General features: G+C 60.5%; 12 protein-coding genes. 6 read left to right on the top strand and 6 right to left on the bottom strand.

Going from position 1 to position 19,875, the window contains the following annotated elements; genetic code table 11:
- Positions 1–5: 5 nt before the first annotated feature.
- From J2X76_RS27445 to J2X76_RS27435, 3 genes are read right to left on the bottom strand one after another with little or no spacing between them, the layout of a single operon-like run.
- Complete coding sequence (locus J2X76_RS27445) at positions 6–3,083, bottom strand: efflux RND transporter permease subunit (RefSeq protein WP_310220723.1); 3,078 nt, start codon at positions 3,081–3,083, stop codon at positions 6–8.
- Positions 3,080–4,165, bottom strand: coding sequence for an efflux RND transporter periplasmic adaptor subunit (locus J2X76_RS27440; RefSeq protein ID WP_310220722.1), 1,086 nt, complete (start codon positions 4,163–4,165; stop codon positions 3,080–3,082). The genes J2X76_RS27445 and J2X76_RS27440 overlap by 4 nt, the downstream gene beginning before the upstream one ends.
- Positions 4,162–5,238, bottom strand: coding sequence for an efflux RND transporter periplasmic adaptor subunit (locus J2X76_RS27435; protein ID WP_310220721.1), 1,077 nt, complete (start codon positions 5,236–5,238; stop codon positions 4,162–4,164). The genes J2X76_RS27440 and J2X76_RS27435 overlap by 4 nt, the downstream gene beginning before the upstream one ends.
- 111 nt (positions 5,239–5,349) lie before the next feature.
- Here J2X76_RS27435 and J2X76_RS27430 point away from each other — a divergent pair, with 111 nt between their 5' ends.
- On the top strand, positions 5,350–5,970 hold the full coding sequence (locus J2X76_RS27430; RefSeq protein WP_310220720.1) for a TetR/AcrR family transcriptional regulator: 621 nt from the start codon (positions 5,350–5,352) through the stop codon (positions 5,968–5,970).
- Between the two features lie 77 nt (positions 5,971–6,047).
- Here J2X76_RS27430 and J2X76_RS27425 read toward each other — a convergent pair whose 3' ends face one another.
- Both J2X76_RS27425 and J2X76_RS27420 read right to left on the bottom strand, forming a co-directional pair.
- Positions 6,048–7,388: a HAMP domain-containing sensor histidine kinase gene (locus tag J2X76_RS27425; RefSeq protein WP_310220719.1), complete on the bottom strand. Its 1,341-nt coding sequence runs from the start codon at positions 7,386–7,388 to the stop codon at positions 6,048–6,050.
- Positions 7,388–8,059, bottom strand: coding sequence for a response regulator transcription factor (locus J2X76_RS27420; protein ID WP_310220718.1), 672 nt, complete (start codon positions 8,057–8,059; stop codon positions 7,388–7,390). Before J2X76_RS27420 ends, J2X76_RS27425 begins: the two co-directional genes overlap by 1 nt.
- A gap of 200 nt (positions 8,060–8,259) precedes the next feature.
- Between J2X76_RS27420 and J2X76_RS27415 the strand changes: the two genes are divergently transcribed.
- From J2X76_RS27415 to repC, 5 genes are all read left to right on the top strand, one after another.
- Positions 8,260–9,399 carry an efflux RND transporter periplasmic adaptor subunit gene (locus J2X76_RS27415; protein WP_310220716.1) on the top strand — a complete coding sequence of 380 codons (1,140 nt, stop codon included), beginning with the start codon at positions 8,260–8,262 and terminating at the stop codon, positions 9,397–9,399.
- A gap of 1 nt (position 9,400) precedes the next feature.
- Positions 9,401–12,598 (top strand): efflux RND transporter permease subunit, encoded by a 3,198-nt coding sequence (locus J2X76_RS27410; RefSeq protein WP_310220715.1) that lies wholly within the window; start codon positions 9,401–9,403, stop codon positions 12,596–12,598.
- Positions 12,599–15,046: 2,448 nt separating this feature from the next.
- The gene (gene repA, locus J2X76_RS27405) at positions 15,047–16,240 is read left to right on the top strand and encodes a plasmid partitioning protein RepA (protein WP_310220714.1); all 1,194 of its coding nucleotides are present in this window, start codon (positions 15,047–15,049) and stop codon (positions 16,238–16,240) included.
- Between the two features lie 4 nt (positions 16,241–16,244).
- Positions 16,245–17,246 (top strand): plasmid partitioning protein RepB, encoded by a 1,002-nt coding sequence (gene repB, locus J2X76_RS27400; protein ID WP_310220713.1) that lies wholly within the window; start codon positions 16,245–16,247, stop codon positions 17,244–17,246.
- Positions 17,247–17,399: 153 nt separating this feature from the next.
- Complete coding sequence (gene repC, locus J2X76_RS27395; protein WP_310220712.1) at positions 17,400–18,674, top strand: plasmid replication protein RepC; 1,275 nt, start codon at positions 17,400–17,402, stop codon at positions 18,672–18,674.
- 112 nt (positions 18,675–18,786) lie between these two features.
- On the opposite strand, the gene J2X76_RS27390 is transcribed toward repC, so the two are convergent.
- The gene (locus tag J2X76_RS27390; RefSeq protein ID WP_405030102.1) at positions 18,787–19,668 is read right to left on the bottom strand and encodes a DMT family transporter; all 882 of its coding nucleotides are present in this window, start codon (positions 19,666–19,668) and stop codon (positions 18,787–18,789) included.
- Between the last annotated feature and the right edge of the window lie 207 nt (positions 19,669–19,875).

Here is a 19,875-nt window from a genome sequence, read left to right as displayed (position 1 = left end):
GGCGGTTATCCTTGTGTCACCGCACCACTGTCGGTCCGAACGCCTTCATCCCTGGGAATCCGGAACCATGCGACATAGAGCGCGGGCAGGAAGAGGAGCGTCAGAGCCGTGCCGACGACGATGCCTCCCATCATGGCATAGGCCATCGGGCCCCAGAAGATCTCGCGGGAGATCGGGATCAGCGCGAGCGTGGCGGCGGCGGCAGTGAGCATGATCGGACGCATGCGATGCTCGGTCGCTTCGATGACCGCCCGCCATGCCGGTACGCCCTCGTTTCGGAGCGTCTCGATCTGGACAACCAGGATGACCGAGTTTCGGATCAGGATTCCGATCAGCGCAAGAACGCCAAGGATCGCAACAAAGCCCATCGGAGCATTGGAGAGAAGCAGCGCGGCGACCACGCCAATGAGTGCCGTCGGCGCGACCGCAAACACCAGGAACAGCCGGCTGAAACTCTGCAGCTGGATCATGAGGATCGTCGCCATGGCGAACAACATCATCGGGGCGACCGCAACGATCGGTCCCTGGGCGTCCGCGCTCGATTCCACCGAGCCGCCTATCTCCACGGTATATCCGACCGGAAGCCGTTTCTGGAATGCCTCAACCTGCGGCCGCAGCTGCTCGACGATCGTGGCGGGTTGGGTCGGACCGACGACGGCTGCCTTGAGGGTGATGGTCGGGATCCGGTCGCGGCGCCAGATGGTCGGCTGCTCGAGCTCGTAGCGGAAGTTGGCGACCGCCGACAGCGGCACGGATTTTCCGTTGGACCCCGGCAGTTGCAGGTTCTGCAGTGTTTCGATGGACCCGCGCTCGGACGCAGCCGCCCGGCCGATCACGTCGATCAGATAGATGTTGTCACGCACCTGCGTGGCAGAGGCCCCTTCCACGATGCTGTTCAGCACCGTTGCGATATCCTCCGAGGAAACACCAAGCTGGCGCGCCTTGTCCTGGAGGACATCGACCTTGACCACCCTCGACGGCTCGTTCCAGTCGAAGACCATGTTGGAAAGGAGCGGATGGCTGCCGAGGATCGATGCGAACTGCTGGGAGAGTTCGCGGAGCTTCTGGATGTCCGGCCCGCTGACACGGTATTGTACAGGCTTTCCGACAGGCGGGCCGATGTCCAGCAGCTTCACGAAGGCATCGCTTCCCGGAAAGGTCTTGGTCAGATAGTCCTGCAGCTCTGCCCGCACCTTGTCGCGGACGTCCAGGCCTTTCGTGACGATGACCGTCTGACCGAACGTGACGTCAGGGGTCTGAACGTCGAAGGACAGGATGAAGCGAGGCGCGCCTTGTCCCACATAGCTTGTCCAGTGATCAATATCCTGGTTCTTGGCCAACATCTCCTGTTCGAACTTGGCCATCTGTCGGTTGGTTTCGGCGATCGAGCCGTTCTGCGGAAGGTTCCAGTCGACGATTAATTCCACACGGTCGGATGCCGGGAAGAACTGCTGTTGCACCAGTCCCAGCCCGCCAACAGATCCACCAAACACGGCAATGGTGAGTACGATCGTGGCCCATCGCCACCGCATGGCCAATCTTAGAAGCCAGGAGAATGCCGAGGCGAAACGGCCTTTTTCCTCGTGGTGGGATTTCATGGTTTTAGGGAGGATCGACACGCCGAGAAGAGGCGTAAACAGGACCGCCACGATCCACGATACGATGAGCGATACGGCAATGACGACAAATAGCGTGAAGGTGAACTCGCCTGCCGCACTGTTGTTCAGGCCGACGGGAATAAAACCGGCAACGGTCACCAAAGTCCCCGTCAGCATTGGAAAGGCCGTCGAGGTGTACACATGGGTGGCCGCTTTTCTGAGATCGTCGCCTGCCTCCAGGCGCGCGACCATCATCTCGACCGCGATCATGGCATCGTCGACGAGAAGGCCAAGGGCGATGATCAGCGCACCGAGCGAAATGCGCTGCAGCGAGATGCCGGAATATTCCATGTAGACGAACGTTATGGCGAGCACGAGCGGAATGGAGATCGCCACGACCATGCCGGCCCGAAGCCCGAGGCTGATGAAACTGATGACGAGAACGATGGCGATTGCCTCGAACAGGGCGCGCGTGAAACCCGAAACCGCCTCGTCGACGACTGCCGGCTGGTCTGATACCCGGCTGACGTCCACGCCGATGGGGAGGTCCGCCACGATCCGCTGCATCTGGGCATCGAGCGCTTCGCCGAACTCAAGAAGGTTGGCGCCGGCCTTCATGCCGATGGCCAATCCGATTGCCGGCTGGCCGTTGAACCGGAACAGCGCCGAAGGCGGGTCCACATAACCGCGCCTGATCGTGGCGACGTCCGTCAATGGGAAGAAGCGGTCGTTGACCCGCAGGTTGATCGCCTTCAGGCTCTCCTCCGATGTGAATTGCCCCCCGACGCGCAGGGCGATCCGCTCCGGCCCCGCATTGACAAAACCGGACTGTGTCACCGCGTTCTGGGCCTGAAGCGTTTGAATGACGGCTTGGCGATCAATTCCGAGAGCTGCGATCTGGCGCGTCGAGAATTCGAGATAGATGGCCTCGTCCTGTGCCCCGATTATGTCTACCTTCCCGACATTTTCGATCGTCAGCACCTTGGCGCGAGCATCCTCGACCAGATCGCGGAGTTGCCGTTGTGTCAGGCCGTCGCTGGTGAAGGCGTAGATATTGCCAAAGACATCGCCAAAGCGGTCGTTAAAAAATGGTCCGACCACTCCGGTTGGAAAATCGCCCTTGATATCTCCGATCATGTTGCGAACGCGCACCCATGTGGGGTTGACGTCCCGTGCTTTGGTCGTGGGAAGCAATTCCACAAAGATGGTGGTCTGGCCGGCAACGGTTTGGCTCCGGACGTAGTCGAGATTGTCCAGCTCCTCGAGCTTCTTCTCGATCCTGTCGGTGATCTGACGCGCGACTTCCTCCGCCGGCGCGCCCGGCCACCGTGCATTGATCACCATCGTCTTGATGGTGAAGTTGGGGTCTTCCTCTCGTCCAAGATTGAGATAGGAGAACGTTCCGGCAAGAACGAAGACGAGCATGAAATACCAGACGAGCGAGCGATGCTCGAGCGCCCAGTCCGAGAGGTTGAACTTCTTCACTCGCTGACCTCCTGGTCAATCCTGATGGTTTGGCCATCTTTCAATTTGTGGATCCCGGCAACAACGATGCGATCTCCAGGAGCAACGCCTTCCGTCACCTGTGCCGTACCGCCCTCGACGATCTCGCCCTCGACCTTCACCGGCCGCAGCGTCACCTTTCTCGCGGCCGTGTCGACGAACCATACGCTCGTGGCGCCATCGCTCTGCAATAGGGCCGAAGCCGGGAGAAGAATCTGTGGTTTTGCGGAGATTATCGCCGCGGCCGTGATGACCGACCCCAGCCGGAATGCGGTCGGCGGTGCCGTGAGGGTGATCCTGGTCCTGCTCGTGCGCGTCGCCGTCTCAGCCTCTGGAGCGATCTCCCGTACCACACCGCTTGTCCGGATCGTCGGATCAAGCTGCAGGGTCACATCGAAGGGAGCTCCGGGCTTCAGGCGTTCAGCCGTGCCCTGGGGAACGTCGACGACGGCGTCGCGCTCGTCCGGACGCGCGATCGTCACGATAGCCTGCCCGGCGGACACGACCTGGCCGACTTCCGCGGACGTGGCGGTAACCACGCCGTCGAAATCTGCGCGCAGCTGGGTGTAGCCCAATTGCTCTTCTGCCTTGTTCAGGTTGGCCTGGGCTCTCGCAACGCTGGCGGTCGCGCTTCTTCGCCCCTGCTCGGCCTCTTCCAGCGCCGCTTCGGTTCCGGAGCGGGCTTCGGTCAAGGTGCGCTGGCGCTGTTCCGTAGTGCTGGCATTGAGGAGTTGCGCTTGCGCATTCGAAAGATCTGACTGCGCGCTGCGAACCGCAAGCTCGAGTGCCAACGGATCGATCGCCGCAACGACGTCCCCTTTTTTCACAAGATCTCCGACACCGACATTGCGAGCTATGACCCGGCCGAGTACCCGAAAGCCAAGCTCCGTTTTTATTTTCGGTTCAACCATACCGGTCAAGCGAAGCGAGGCAGCCGGTGTCTGCCGGGCGATGACGGACAGCACAGGGCGAGGAGCCTCCTGCGCGGCTTCCTCCTGTTTCTGACATGAGGCAAGGACCGTTGCGCCAAGCAGCAGAGCGGTCATTTTGATGCTGATGCTCATTTCGTGGCCCCTTTGTCGAAGGAAACGATCTCACCCGGCCTCAAAAACTTGGTCCCGTCCGAGACGACGATATCTCCCGACGACACGCCCGATTCTATCGTGAAACTGTGCGTCTCGTATCCTTTGACCTGGATCTGTCGCAGCGTGGTCTTGGAAGACGTGGGATCCACCACCCAGACTGCCGGCGCTCCGCCTTTCGAGGCCATCGCCGACCAGGGGAGTTCGATCATGTCGAGGGGCTTGTATCGGAAGGACCCGGCGACAGGAGCACCGAGTGGCATGGATGTGTCTCCGTTCAGGCCGAGCTTGACCTTGATCGTGCCTGTGGAGGAATCGATCGTCGGGGAGATTTCCCGTACCTTGGCTTCGACTTTCCGGGATGGATCGGAGAGCAGGTTGACTGTCACGGATGGATCGATCTCGCGTCCCAGGAAGAGTGTTTCGACGACATCGAAGACGGCGTCGCGGGGGCCGCTATGCGCGAGCGTGAAGATCACCTGGGCAGCCTGGGCTACCTGGCCGATCTCGACATTACGGGCGGTGATGATGCCCTCGGCATCGGCACGGAGTTCTGTAAAGGACAGCGCATCCTTCGCGGTTTCCAACTGCGCCTGCGCCGACTTGGCGCTGCCCTGCGCCGTCAGCAGGGCTTCCTGGGCCTGGTCGAGCGCGGCGCGGGTGGTGACCTGTGTCTGGAACAGGTTCCGTTGACGATCAAAGGCGAGCTGGGCCTGGGTCTGTTGCGCCTCGGTGGCCTGCAGGTTCGCGATGGCTACCTCGAGGTCGGCCCTCTGCTCTTCGGCATCGATACGGGCAAGGAGTTGTCCGGCCTTGACCGACGCTCCAACATCCACCAGGCGCTCGACGATCTTGCCGCTCACCCGGAAAGAGAGGTCGCTTCGCACGCGCGCCTGCACCTCGCCGGTGATCGTTCCGCCCTGCACCAGCGGCTGCTTCGAGGCGACGACCACCGCAACGCGTTTGGGTGTAGTCTCCTCCGCCTCCTGTCGGTCGCTGCATGATGATAATAAAGCGATGCCGATGAACATCGTTGAGGCAAGAATGCGTTTCATGGGATTACCCCTTGCTGTCCTTGGTCTCGTCCATATAATTGACTGACGCATTAGTCAATGAAACTTTTCGCCTCTGGAAATCAGGGATGCGCATGATGGAGTGTAGTAGAGATGCCTAATCTTAGAAAGCTGACTCGCGCGGAGCAGAAGGCGCAGAGGCCGTTACAAATCCTTGAAGCCGCCTTTGAGGAATTCGTCAGGAAGGGCTATGCGGCATCCAGGGTGGAAGACATAGCCGAGCGGATCGGCGTGACGAAGGGTACGATTTACGTATATTTCGAGACCAAGGAAAAACTCTTCGAGTCCACGGTCGAATACATATCGGCGCCCTTCCAGGAAGCGCTCAGGAATTACCCCCGCGGCATCGGAGACCCGGTGGAAGAGCTGCGGTCTTTTCTTGAATTTCTATTCGACCGGCTGGTCGACGACAGGAAGATGCGCGAGCTTTTCAGGTTTGTCGTCGCTGAAGGTCCAAAATTCCCGGAGCTGATTGATCGCCACCATGATGTCTTCATGGAGCCCGTTATATCGAGGATAGACGAGATACTCGAGGAAGGCGTCGCCCAGGGGCGTTTCCGGGCCAAACTCGCCGAGCTTGCAAAAGTTGTTATCTCGCCTCTTGCCGGGACGCTGGTCTTTCGGTTGATTTTCGACGACCGGCGGCTCATCGACAAGCGCACCATCCTCAATACCCACCTCGAGCTGATACTGCATGGCCTGCTGAAACAATGAAGCGTTGGCTCGCCCCTCTGATGCGCGGTCACGGCAAAAATCGGCAGCGCGATTGTGTGCATTTGGGGCTCAGGCAACTATCGGAGCTCGATCGCGACCTGCGTTCCGGTCGAACCGCTTTTGAGGCTGACTTGCCCCCGATGGTTTGCGACGATCTGTTTCACCAGGCTCAGACCGAGGCCTGTACCCCTGCTTTTCGGGGTGACGCGATAGAAGGGTTCGAAAACCAGGTCCTGATGTTCGGCCGGTATGCCGGGTCCTTCGTCGGCCACGTTGATGCGCCCGCCTGCCGAAACCGTAATAGTAATCATCCCGCGATTGCCGCCGTGATCGATCGCGTTGCGCACCAGGTTGCTGATCGCTCTCGGCAGGGCGGAGGGGCTGCCGCGGCGTTCGAGGTTTTCCACCTCGCTTTCAAACGAAATCTGGTAGCCCGCCGCAATCGCCAGGGGCGCAAGGTCGGCAACCACCGTTCGGGCGAGATCGACGAGATCGACCGTCCCGTCGACATCCGTCGCCTGATCGTTGCGCTCAAAATCGAGGAGCTGTTCGGCCGTCTCGGCCAGGCGTGCAACGTCGCTCAACAATCGCCTGCGTTCCTGGCCCTCGGCCATCCCATCGATCCGCGTCTGCATGATGGCGATCGGCGTGCGGAGCTCATGCGCCGCGTCGATCAGGAAGCGCTGGCGTTTCCTGAACTCGTTCTCCAGCCGGTCGAGCGTTCCGTTGAACGCGATCACCAGCGGAGCGACTTCCTTGGGAATACCCTCGACCGGCAGGCGCGCTCCATGCTGGCGGGGTTCGATCTGCGACGCTTTGTCGGCGACATCGCTCACCCTTGCGAGCGCGCGCCGCACGATTCGGGGAACGGTAAGGAAGATCGCAGGCAGGGCCACGACGATCAAAGTAATATAAATCGGGTAAGTGCCGCCCAGAAGGGTGAGAACGGGCCAGCCTTTGTCCGCAAAACCGCCGGACAGAATGCGGACTTCCCCCACCGCAGTTTCTACGCGTTCGATCGACGCAACCTCGTTTGTACCCGCCGATCCCCGTATGTCCGCGTCCTGGAACAGGTGCGCCACAGGAGCAATCCCGGCATAGGGCGCAGGTATGGCGCCATAGGATACCGAAGCACCGTCCGTCGTGGCTGCGACATACCAAAGCCCCTTGTTCTGCATTTTAAGCGATAGCAGTTCCGGCGTATCGCGCAGTTGGAACTTTCCCTGCGGATCGCGTTTCACTGCCGTCGCCACCGCGGCACTGATTTTGTCCTCCACGAAAATGTTCGGCGACATTCTCGTGGTAGCCCATACGCAAAGCCCGATGATCACGACAGCAACCACGGCGACGATCACGAGGCTAAGCCGCCAACTCAGCCTCCACCAAAGCGACGGGTTCGACTTGTTCGCCTCGTGCATCATTCCTCCTTCAGGAGATATCCGACGCCGCGGATATTGTGGACCGCGACACCGGCACCGGCATCCGTCAGCCGTTTGCGCAGCCTGGAAATATGCGCATCGAGCGCGTTCGACTGGATCTCTTCTTCATAATTATAGACCGCCGCCTCAAGCGTCGACCGAAGGACGGTCTTGTCCTTGCGCTTGGCGAGCGCCGCCAGAACGAGAAGTTCGCGTCTGGGCAGGTCGAGCGGGGCCGATCCGACGGTCACGCTAAGATGCAGGGGATCGATCACCATCCGGCCGACCGTGATCTGAAGTTCCGTCAGACTTGGCGGCCGTCGCAGAACTGCCCGCAATCGAGCCATCAGCTCGTCGACAAGAAACGGCTTGCCCAGATAATCGTCCGCGCCGACATCCAAACCCTCGACACGCTCCAAGGGCTCATTGCGCGCCGTCAGCACGATGATCGGCGTGTCGGTGCCCGACCGCCTCAGCATCGGAATGAAGCTCAGCCCTTCGCCATCAGGCAAACGCCGATCCAGCAGGATCGCATCGTAGGTGTTCTGGCGCGTCAGCTCGAAAGCGTCGGCAAGATGCATGGTGTGATCGGTGACGATGCCATGCTTGCTCAGCGCCGCCGACAGCGCGTCCGCCAGTTCCCTCTCGTCCTCAATCAACAGAAGTCTCATCGCCGCTTTGTTCTCCGGTCTCCTCCTTCTCCGCCCCGAAGATTGCGGCAGCATTGCGAGGACAGGAGAACCGGCAGGTAATGCTGCTGCAATTGTCGAAGCCTAGCAACTGCAACCATCCAGTCGCGAATGCGACACGCCGCCCGTGGGCGGCCGTGCTTCACATCCAGGGAATGTCGCTTATGGCTTTGAAATGGACAATGAGATTGACCCAGGCGGGGCTGCTTCTGGGAGGCGTCTATGTCGCTGTCGTGTTTATCGATCCCGCACGCGGAACGATCGATGCGAATGAGCGGGTGAAAGAGGTCGTGCAGGCGGTGACGGCGGGCCAGATCGATAAACCGCTGGAACTGGCCCCTTCGGAGATTGCTGACATCCGGCCGACGTCCATGGCGGAGCGACTGCGGGTGAGCGGGGACCTCGAGCCGATCAATCGTGCCGTCCTGCATGCCAAGGACGGAGGGAGGATCGTGGAGGTTCACGCCGTTGCGGGACAGGCGGTCAAGGCGGGAGACGTGCTGGTCCGTTTCGAGACGGACGATCTCCGCTCGATCCTCAGACAGCGTGAAGGGGATCGCGATGTCGCCATGGCGGAAATGCTGCTTGCCATGCAGTCGCTCAACCGGATCGAACAGCTCGCGGTGAAGAACATCGCGAGCCAGGAGCAGCTCGACAAGGCGCGAAGCGAGGTTGCCGCCACGACGGCCAGGCTGAAGAGCCTTTCGGCCCAGGCGGACATCGCACGCACCGGCTTGCGGGACGCGGAAATCCTGGCGCCGTTCGACGGCGTGATCTCAAAGCGGGCGATCGATCCGGGCTCCCGTGTCGCCGCCGGCGCCGAGCTTTTCACGATCGTCGATACAAGCGTTCTCGAAGCCGAAGTCCTGGTCTCGACGCGCGATGTGCCCCGCATCGCCATCGGTCAACGGGCAGAACTCCGCATAGACGGACTGAACGGGCAAACCGCTATCGGACGCGTGGATCGTATCGGCCCCGTCGCCGATCACGGTACACGGTTCATCCCGGTCTACATCCGGCTTTCCGACAATGACGCCCGTCTGCGGGGCGGAATGTTCGCGACCGGCTCGATCCTGATCCGGCAAAATGAAGACGCGATCGTGATCCCGGCGATCTCGCTGCGCAGGGACGAGACGGGAGACTACGTCCTCAAGCTGAAAAGAGGCCGTCTCGTTCGCCAGCCCGTGACCGTTGGATCGGGCTGGGGCGGGAAGGACGGTGTCGAGATTTCCAGGGGCCTGGTTTACGGCGATACGATCGTGACCGTGCCGCTGCCTCGCCTGAAGCCGGACGTCGCCGTTACGATCCCGAAGGCGGGCTGACATGTTTCTCACGCGCATTTCCGTCACCCATGCCGTCTTCGCCACCATGATGATGGTGGTACTGCTTGTGCTCGGCGCCTTTTCCTACGGGCGCCTCCGCATCGACCAATTCCCGAATGTCGACGTCCCGGTTGTCGTGGTCACGACGACCTACCCGGGCGCTACGCCCGAAACCGTCGAGACTGAGGTGACCAGACCAATCGAGGAGGCACTCAATACGATCAGCGGCCTCGATGAAATAACATCGACCTCCTACGAAGGACGCTCGGTGGTCATTGCCCAATTCAAGCTGGAGGTCGAAAGCACGACCGCAGCGCAGGATGTCCGCGACAAGATAGCGGCACTCGAGGCGGATCTTCCGGAAGATGCCGACAAGCCTGTCGTGGCGCGGTTCAACCCATCCGACGAGCCGATACTTTCGGTGGCGGTCAGTTCGCCCTCCCTCGGGATGCCGGAGCTCACCGCTGTCGCCGAGCAGCGCGTGCTGCGCCAGCTGACGGCGGTGTCCGGCGTCGGGCAGGCGACGCTGATCGGCGGTCAGAAGCGGCAGGTTGATATCAGCATCGACGAGACGTGGCTGCATGCCCTTGGCATCGGCATTGACGAGGTCGTCAAGGCGCTGCGAACCACCAACCGGAACAGGCCCGCCGGCAGCGTCATCAGCGGTATTTCTGAACGTACCATTCAGGTGCAGGGTCGGATTGCGGAACCGCGCGACTTTCTGGACATGATTGTCGCCCGCCGTGGCGGCGGGCCCATCTATCTCCGCGATGTCGCCACCGTGAAGGATGGCGCGGCAGACCCTGAAAGCCGGGCGATCTACAACGGCGAAACGGCGCTCGCCATTGCCGTCGTCAAGGTCCGGGACGCCAATACCGTCCAGGTGGTGGGCGATGTCCGCCGGCGGCTCGATCAACTGAACGCCGAATTGAGCGCCCAGGATGTGCGGCTCCAGATCATCACGGATGCCTCGATGCCCATTCAGGAGTCGCTCGCTCAGGTGCAGTCGTCCCTAGTCGAGGGAGCGGCGCTGGCGGTCGTCATCGTCTTCCTGTTCCTCAACTCGTGGCGAAGCGCGGTGATCACGGGGCTGACGCTTCCGATCGCCATGATCGGCACGCTCGCCGTCATCGATTTTCTTGGCTTCACGCTCAACATGCTCAGCCTGCTGGCATTGACGCTTTCGATCGGAATTCTCATCGATGATGCGATCGTCGTGCGCGAGAACATCACGCGCCATCTTCATATGGGCAAGTCACATCTCAGGGCGGCTCTCGACGGCACGAACGAGATCGGGCTGGCGGTGACGGCGACGACCGCCACGATCGTCGCGGTCTTCCTTCCTGTCGCGTTCATGGAAGGCATGGTCGGCCGCTTCTTCTATGAGTTCGGGGTTACGGTTTCCGCTGCCGTGCTGATCTCGCTCTTCGTCGCCTTCACGCTCGACCCGATGCTCTCCAGCGTCTGGCACGATCCCGGTGCGGAGCCCGATGCAAGACGCGGCCCGATCGGACGGCTGATTGCCCGCTTCGATGCCGGGTTCGAAAGGCTCACCGTGCATTATCGAAAGATCATCCGCTGGACGCTGCGACATCGCCTGATCACGCTCGTGACGACTGGCGGCATTTTCGCCGGCAGCATCCTGATGGTTCCTCTGGTGGGCGTCGAATTCATCCCCGATGCGGACGAAGGACGATTCCAGATCCACGTGACGACGCCGGCCGGTTCCTCGCTGGATTACACCCGCACCAAGGTCGGGCAGATCGAGAAGGCGCTGCGTGAGTTTCCGGAGGTCGCTTCGATCTACTCGACAATCAATACCGGCAGCACCATGGGCAAACACAAAGCCGCCATTCTCGTCAGCCTCGTGCCGCTGGAAAAACGCAAACGAACGCCTGCCACCATCGCGGATCCTATCCGCGAGCGCCTTTCCGTCATAGCGGGCATCGAGATCGCCATCATCCAGGAGGGCCTAGGTGGCGGCGCCAGTCCAATCCAGCTCAGCGTTCTGGGAGACGACCGGGCGGTGCTGGAAAAGATCGCCGCGGATCTGATCGCTGGCATGCGCCGGGTCCCCGGCCTGGTGGACGTCAATGCGACCGCCGGCGATACGAAGCCGATCCTTTCCGTTCGGCTCAAGCGTGAGCAGGCAAGCGATCTGGGTGTCGGCATCTCCGAACTGGCCGGCATGCTCTCGCCGCTGATCGGCGGCGAAAACGTCTCCACCTGGACCGACGCAGATGGACAAACCTACGATGTCGTCGTCCGGCTTCCACAGGACCAACGCACAGATGCTGCCGCCATCGGGGAACTGATGCTGAAAGCTTCAGGCGATGAGGCGAGCGGCAGCCCGCATATGATCCGGCTCGATCAGGTCGCTGACATTACGGTCGTCCCGGCCGCCTCCGAAATCCGGCGTCTCGACATGTCGAGAGAGGTGCTGATCTCGGCTGCTGTGTCCGGTAGAGCCGTAGGGGATGTCACGGTCGAACTGGAGGCCATGATTGCCAGGCAGGATCTTCCTGCGGGCTATCGCATAAAGTTCGGAGGCGATGCCGAAGACATCGCGGACGCCACAGGCAACATGTTCAGGGCGCTGATCATGGCGGTGGTCTTCATCTATGTCGTGCTGGCTTCCCAGTTCGGAAGCTTTACCCAGCCGATCGCCATCATGGCTGCGCTTCCGCTGTCGCTGGTGGGCGTGGTCATTGGCCTCCTGGTGGCGGGAAGCACCATCAACATGTTCTCGATGATCGGCTTCATCATGCTGATGGGGCTCGTTACCAAGAACGGCATCCTGCTGGTCGACTTCGCCAACCGGGAGCGCCGGCGCGGTCTTTCGCTCTCCGAGGCACTGGTCAATGCGGGTGCAACCCGATTCCGCCCGATCATGATGACGACGCTTGCAATGATATTTGGCATGATCCCCCTTGCGATGGCAGCCTCCGGCGGCGGCGCGCAACGCGCTCCAATGGCACATGCGGTCATTGGCGGTCTCGTCAGTTCCACCCTTCTTGCCCTGGTCGTGGTGCCCGTGATCCTGTCTTATCTGGACGGCCTGACGCGCCGGGTCTTCCCAAGTGCCGCCAAAGCAGCAGAGAGGCGGGAGGATGCCGGGATCGGGGCCATCGGGAACAATTCCGGACGACCCCATCCGGGATCGAATGCCGAACACGGCGCGGGCCTGCCGACACAATGACCTCGGTCCGAGCCATTTTCCGCGTCCTCGCCAGATATATCCTTTCAGCCGTCATCTTGGGTGCGCTGGTCGGAGGGCCGCTCCTCATTCTCCTGCTCAAATAGCCGGTGATATGTGCAGATATCCGGAGGTAGCGAAACCGACACTGGCATAGCGCCGGGAAGCCGAATTCTCACCGCCGTTGGGGTCTGGGCACAGCCACATTTCAGGACTTCAAATAGGACGCGCACTTGACGGAGTCGTCCCGCCTTTGGACTCGTCCGTGCCCGGGCCTTATTATCCGGGCGAAGCAGATTTCGATTGTCTGCGGCATGGTTACGAGAAAACCAAGCCCAATAGGCCCGCGCCACATGTGCGGTTTTGACTGAAAAAACTCGCCAAACCGCACCGATTGTCGACCAAAAAAAGCTGGAAAGTCCGGCAAAAACGTCGGCGCCACACCGAGACCAGATCGAGAAGCGCTTAGAGGCTCTGGGCCGGCCATCTGGCGGGGGATTTTTTCGTTTCATCCGCCCGCTCGTCCTGTTCTTCTGATCTGTCCGGCCAGAGTCGTCAACCCGTGACGGGCCCGAATATCATCCAGACGAGCGACCTTAGCCCTCCCCTCTCCGCCTCCGACTGCCGAACTTGGGTGAACCTCAAACGATCCCACGAAACCCGCCCGCCGATGCGGCTCGGCCGGGGACGAAAGCAGGCTTCAATCTAAAAACTATCGCGCAACGGCCGACCGATTGTTTCGTCCTTCGCCGAGGAAGACCACCGCCCTGTCCATGAAGGACGCGCAGCGGTGTGTGGTGCGAATGAGCAGCGTCGTCCCCCAAGCGCGAGCAAGGGCTTTCATCCGCATGAGTGAAGACTCGATTTCCGCCATACGCCATCGGTTCGGCTGTTCATCCATCCGCTGATCACGACGAGCGACTCCGTTGCTCTTGCCGTTCCGCCCATCGGTCGGGTTTATGAAAATCGCTAGGGCTACCCCAACCACCATGAACAGACGAAACCACCCGCATGCTTGCTGGCCCTCTACTGAGTGACTCGGGACGCTCCCGATCCCCTTCATGATCGAGCCTTCGATCGCAACAGCAGCCACAATGAAATTCGAGCCCCACGGCACCCCGATCGAGCAGCAATCTATCTGCGGATAGCCGCTTCTCGCGAACGGGTGATTGCCTCTGGTCCATCCCCATAGCCAGACGGCCGTCTCACCTTCGTGGTAACGATTGGTTAACTAGCAGCCAACGCTGCCGCACGTTCTCCAATAATGACACTCCCGTCCGTAGGTCATCTATCGAGCATTCACGGTTCGCCCATAATTCGTCGAAGATCGAAGATCTTACTCGCCCATGCTCGCTACGCGGAATGAAGTGAGGCTTTCGCTTTATACGCCGGTGGCTCTTCAGCCTGCCGCATGCACCGCATCGCTGGCATCAGAACTGCCGGATCGAGTCAAGCACCCAACTGCCTGCCTCCGGGCCGTTTTGTTCTCAATTATTTTGCGCCGTGGTTTGCGTTAAAAGTTGACCGCGGCACCGACCGCCGAAATCGATGTCCCGCAAGTTAGTCCCCCGTCCCCACAACCGGCCGAACCAACGCCGCGATGTGATGGCGCTGCCCGCGGCATTCGTTTGGCGCATGTGTCGGCCGCTCCGGTTGGCCCACCGCCTCGATCATGCGGCCGGCGGACAGTCCCGCAGAAGCGGCCGCTTGCCGGCTGCCCCGCGGCTCACCTCCGCGCAGCAATGCCTTGCCGAACCGGACGATGTGTGGAACCAACGCATCGATGCCATCAATCAGGTCGTGCCAGGCGCCATAGTGAGAAAGGGCATCAGAAACTCGAAATGTGTCGGAACTCTGCTCTGCTCGGTGAGTGCTAACGAAATGAAGCCCCTCCCCTAGCAACCGTTATTTGTTCGCGAAGCGAACGAGGCAGATCGAATGAACCGCGCCAACGCGGCACAATAGAGCGCCGTCAAGATGACGCCCCGGCTCACATGCTTGCCACGCCAATGGATCCGCCCCAATTCCGAACCCATCGCGAAGGCCGGCGGGGGAAACCGGAACGTCCGACTCATCGTCAGATGAGCAGGGCAAGGCGTTCCTGGAGATCGCCGCCCACCCGACCTTAAGACATCGCGGTAGTCCGCGGACTACCTTACCCGAAGAGAGAGATAGACGCGGACACACCCGCTCCTTTGGCCTACCACATAGTCACCATATCACGAGTAGTCCGCGGACTACTCGTCTCGATCAGAATCGTCCGGCTCGGGGGATAAGCGGCCGGAATTCAGAGAACAAGAACCGCCCCAAAAGCCGCGCTTCGGCAGAATTTGCGGCCAAAATGACCGTTTGGTTAAGCGTTTGTAAATCGGTAACGAATCGGCGCATAATATAACTGCGCAGTTAGAGCGCTTTCTGTAAAAATTGCGCAGTTAAACGGGAAACCAACCAATGCAGCCGAGTCTCGTTATCCAGGACGATCAAGAGCATCTTCCTTCACTTCTGGCAACAGACGCGCAGGAACTGTCCTATCAGCTCCAGCAGCATCAAGCGAAAATCTTCCCACCGCTTTCTCAAAAGACGATGCGGTTCTTCTCCCCTGCCGAAGCCGCAGGGTTCATAGGCATCGGCGAAGGTTATCTTCGCCAGGTTGCCGCCGAAGGCCACGGACCCGATCCTCTGGCGAACGGGCGCCGCCTCTATAGCGCCGACGACATGGACCGCATCCGCCGGGTGCTCGACGAGCGGAACGGAACCCCGAAATATGTACCGGGCCGAAGAGGCGCCGACAAGCTCCAGATCGTCTCGGTCATGAACTTCAAGGGCGGATCGGGAAAGACGACCACAGCGGCCCACCTGGCGCAATATCTGGCCTTGAGGGGCTACCGCGTCCTGGCGGTCGATCTCGATCCTCAGGCCTCTCTTTCCGCGCTTTTCGGTCATCAGCCGGAACTGGATGTCGGAGAGGGCGAGACGCTCTACGGCGCTATCCGCTATGAGGATCCCCGGCCGATCTCCGATATCGTGCGGGCAACCTACACGCCCAATCTGCATCTGATCCCCGGAAATCTCGAACTCATGGAGTTCGAGCACGAGACCCCCAAGGCCATGGCATCCGGCACGGCTGAGACGATGTTCTTCGCTCGCATCGGCGAGGCGTTGACCGAGATCGAAAGCCTCTACGATGTCGTGGTGGTCGATTGCCCGCCACAGCTCGGATTCTTGACGATGTCGGCGCTTTGCGCCGCGACATCCGTCTTGATCACCGTACATCCGCAAATGCTCGACGTCATGTCGATGTCGCAGTTCCTGACCATGACGAGCGAGCTCATGTCCGTCGTCGAACGGGCGGGGGGCAGGACCAGCTATGACTGGATGCGGTATCTCGTGACGCGGTTTGAACCCAATGACGGTCCGCAGAGCCAGATGACGGGCTTCATGCGCGCAATCTTTGGAAACCGGATGCTTCACAACGCGATGTTGAAATCGACAGCAGTTGCCGATGCCGGCGTGACCAAGCAGACGCTTTATGAAGTGGAACGGTCGCTCTTCGTGCGCGGCACTTACGATCGGGCCTGGGAGTCGCTCAATCTCGTGAATTCGGAGATCGAGGCCCATATCCGTTCCACATGGGGAAGGAAGTAGTTAGATGGCCCGAAAGAATCTCATCGAGATCTCCTCTTCACCCTCGGCCCGCCTCGAGCCGTCATCCCCGAGGGACAACCGCCCAATCGCAGGTTTCGTGCCGCAGACCCGTAATCCGGCCCCGGTTGGCGGGATCACCAAGACGCTTGGCAACATCACCGAGAAAGTCGAGCGGGCGAACGATCTTGAGCGACAGCTCGCCAAGGGGCAGATCGTCGTCGAAATCGAGCCCGGCCTTATCGACGCTTCCTTCGTCGAAGATCGCCTGGAGATCGACCCTGTTCAGCTGAATGAACTGGTGGAGCAGATCCGCGAACATGGCCAGCAGGTGCCTATCCTGGTGCGCCCGCATCCGCAGACGAAAGGGCGGTACCAGGTCGCCTACGGCCATCGGCGGCTCGCCGCCGTCAAAAGGCTCGGCATCAGCGTTCGGGCTGTCGTCCGCGAACTGACAGACGACCAGCTGGTGGTCAGCCAGGGCCAGGAAAACAGCGCTCGGACCAATCTGTCCTATATCGAGCGGGCTCTTTTCGCCCAGCGATTGGAGCAGCGCGGATTCACCCGGGATATCATCATGGCATCCTTGGGGGTGGACAAGGCCGCACTTTCCAAGATGTTGATCGTGACACGGCAGGTGCCAATCACCCTGATCACAGCCATCGGAGCGGCGCCGGAGATCGGGCGCAGGCGCTGGCTGGAATTGGGCGAGCGCCTCGAAAGCGTCGAGCCCGGCCTCATTCTGGCAGAGTTGTCCGCGGACAACTCCCGGGAGCTGTCGAGCGATGAGCGGTTTCACCGGGCGCTTGCGCTTGCCTCGAAAAGGCCTGTTGCGCCAAAAGCTCCGACTCCGAAGGGGCAGATCTCCGGCGTTCCGGTTCAGTTCAAGAAGAACGCATCCAGCGCGACCTTTGTTTTCGACAACAAGGCAGCGCCCGGTTTCGACCAGTTTGTGCAGGAGAGGCTTGAAAGCCTCTTTGCAGAATTCAAGCAAAACAAAGGAGCGTAAACCGCAAAAGAAAAAGGCCCCCAAGCGACATAGTCGTGGAAGCCCTTCTCAGATCTTAGCAAATCTAGAATCGCATTTCCTCGAATCACTGTCAAGAGTTTAGGCGCCGTTTGGGCGAGCGGATTTCTTTTGCCTTAGCGAAAGTGAAGGCAAATGGAGAGTGGATATGTGACGACGCCCTTTGGGCGGCGGGCGATGTCGCTTGGCATGTTGGCAAATCAACAGCTCGCCGGGACGATCGAGCCTGGAACTACCCGCAACAAGTGGAAACTGTTCAGAGCGGTCTGCGAGGCGCGCCCCTTGCTGGGTATGACCGATCGCGCGCTGACCGTGCTCGACGCGCTCCTGACGTTTTATCCCGACGATGAGCTTTCGCAGGCGAGGGGACTGGTCGTCTTTCCCTCCAACGCTCAGCTTTCCCTTCGGGCTCGGGGCATGACGGCCGCGACCCTGAGGCGGCACCTTGCCGTTCTCGTGAATGCCGGCCTGATCCTGCGCAAGGATAGCCCCAACGGCAAGCGTTATGCCCGCCGCGACAGGGTAGGGGAGATCGACGAGGCTTTCGGTTTCAGCCTCGCGCCGCTTCTGGCTCGGGCCAACGAGATCGAAAGCCTGGCCGCCCAGGTGATCGCCGAAAGGCATCTGTTGCGCATTACCCGCGACCGGCTGACCATCTGCCGTCGTGACGTCGCCAAGCTGATTGCTGCAGCCTTCGAAGAAGCGGTCCCCGGAGATTGGGGAGCGATCATGGACATGTACAGAGCGCTGGTCGGGCGGATTCCCCGTGTCGTGACCGTTCAAAACCTCTCACCGATCCTGGAAGAGATGACCATGCTGCGCTCGGAGATCATCAACCTGTTGGAAATGCGCGTAAAAACACAAAAAATAGACGCCAGTGAGTCCCAGAATGAGCGCCACAAACAGAATTCGAATCCTAACTACAATTATGAATCTGAACCGCGTGTTGAAACGCCGCTGGTGGCCTGCTTGCCAAATCGTCCGGAATTGCCCAGCGAGCCGGCCAAAGCACTCCAGTTCCGGAAAACCTTCTACCACGAACATCCCCCGATGACAAAACCGCTGCAATCTTTCCCGCTCGCGCTCGTCCTGCAGGCCTGCCCGCAAATCGCCGATTACGGTCCAGGCGGCAGGATCGATAGCTGGCGCGACCTAATGGCCGCCGCTGTCGTGGTTCGAATGATGCTCGGAGTAAGCCAGTCGGCCCACGAGGAGGCGTCTATGGCCATGGGGCCGGAGAATGCTGCCACCGTCATCGCCTGCATTCTCGAGAGGGGAGGACAAATCAACTCGGCTGGCGGCTATCTGCGCGATCTGACGCGGCGAACCGTGCGAGGTGAATTCGCAATAGGTCCGATGCTGATGGCGCTTGCGAGGGTGCGCGCGCCTGATGGGCGACAGGCAGGCTAGAAACGATGAAGGATAAGCCAAAACTCCCATTTTCAGCGCCGACAGGGCGTGCGGTTTCATGCATGAAATCCCTATGAAACCGCTCGGATGGAATGGATGACTTTGCCGGCCGTCAGGTCGTCGGGGCTTCGATCCGGTTCGTACCTGCCCTGCGCAGATTGAAAAGGTTACCCGCCAGGATCAGTCCGGCACCGACGGCTGTGAAGTTGTCGATGCCTTCCGCATAGAGCAGGTAGCCAAGGAGAGCCGAGAGCGGGACCCGAAGATAGTCCATCGGCATCACCACGGTTGCGTCGGCATGGAACAGGGCTTTGGCAATGCAGTAATGCGCGAACGTGCCTGAAAAGGCGATAAGGAGTATCCATGGCCAGAGCGCGGGAGACGGCCAGACCCACACTCTCAAGGCTGGTACCAGGCCGACCACGGATTGGATGATGAGCATCCAGAAGATAATTTTGGTCGCACTGTCCGAACGGGTCAGGAATTTTGTCGCGATGAAGGATATGGCGAAGACAAAGGCTGCTCCCAGCACGATGATGTGGCCGGGGTTGAGTGCTGCCGAGCCCGGGCGCAGGATCAGCACGACGCCGGCAAGGCCGAACAGGATTGCCACGCCCTTGCGCCATGTCAGCCGCTCTCCCAGAAAGGCCGCGGCCATCAAGGCCGCCCAGATCGGAGCGGTGAACTCGATGGCGATCACCTGCGCCATGGGGATCAGCGTGAGGCCCATCAGCCAGGCGAACTGCCCGATATAGTGGGCAAGGTTGCGGCCTATATGCGCCGGTAGAATGCCGGTGCGCATGGACTTGAAGCCGCCTTCGCGACGGACGAGCGGCAGGAGCATGAAAAAGGCGATGACGGAGCGCATCTCCATCACCTGAAAGACGTCGATTTCGCGGGTTAGCGAGCGGCCCGCGACGGCCATCAGCAGGAGCAGCGCAATGGACGCCATCATCCAGGCCGCCGCCCTTATATTCGATTGGGTATTTTCCACTTGTGCCTTTTCCTCTGGACGCACAGCAGGGGATCACAGCGAGTGGTCAGCTATGCTCCGGTGCGTCATCTCCCGAACGGGGTGGATACGACGGAAGACCCACCATTGTGAATAGGCCAATGAGCAACGAGCGCAGACATGACGGCTTCCAGTTGATCTTGCCCACCTCGACGGAGATCGCATCGATATCAGCCCGAACGCGGAAAA

Source organism: Neorhizobium sp. 2083 (assembly GCF_031455615.1).
In the GTDB taxonomy this organism is placed as follows: Bacteria; Pseudomonadota; Alphaproteobacteria; order Rhizobiales; family Rhizobiaceae; genus Neorhizobium.
Note: the sequence above shows the minus strand (reverse complement) of the source record. Positions and strands in the feature narration are given on the sequence as shown.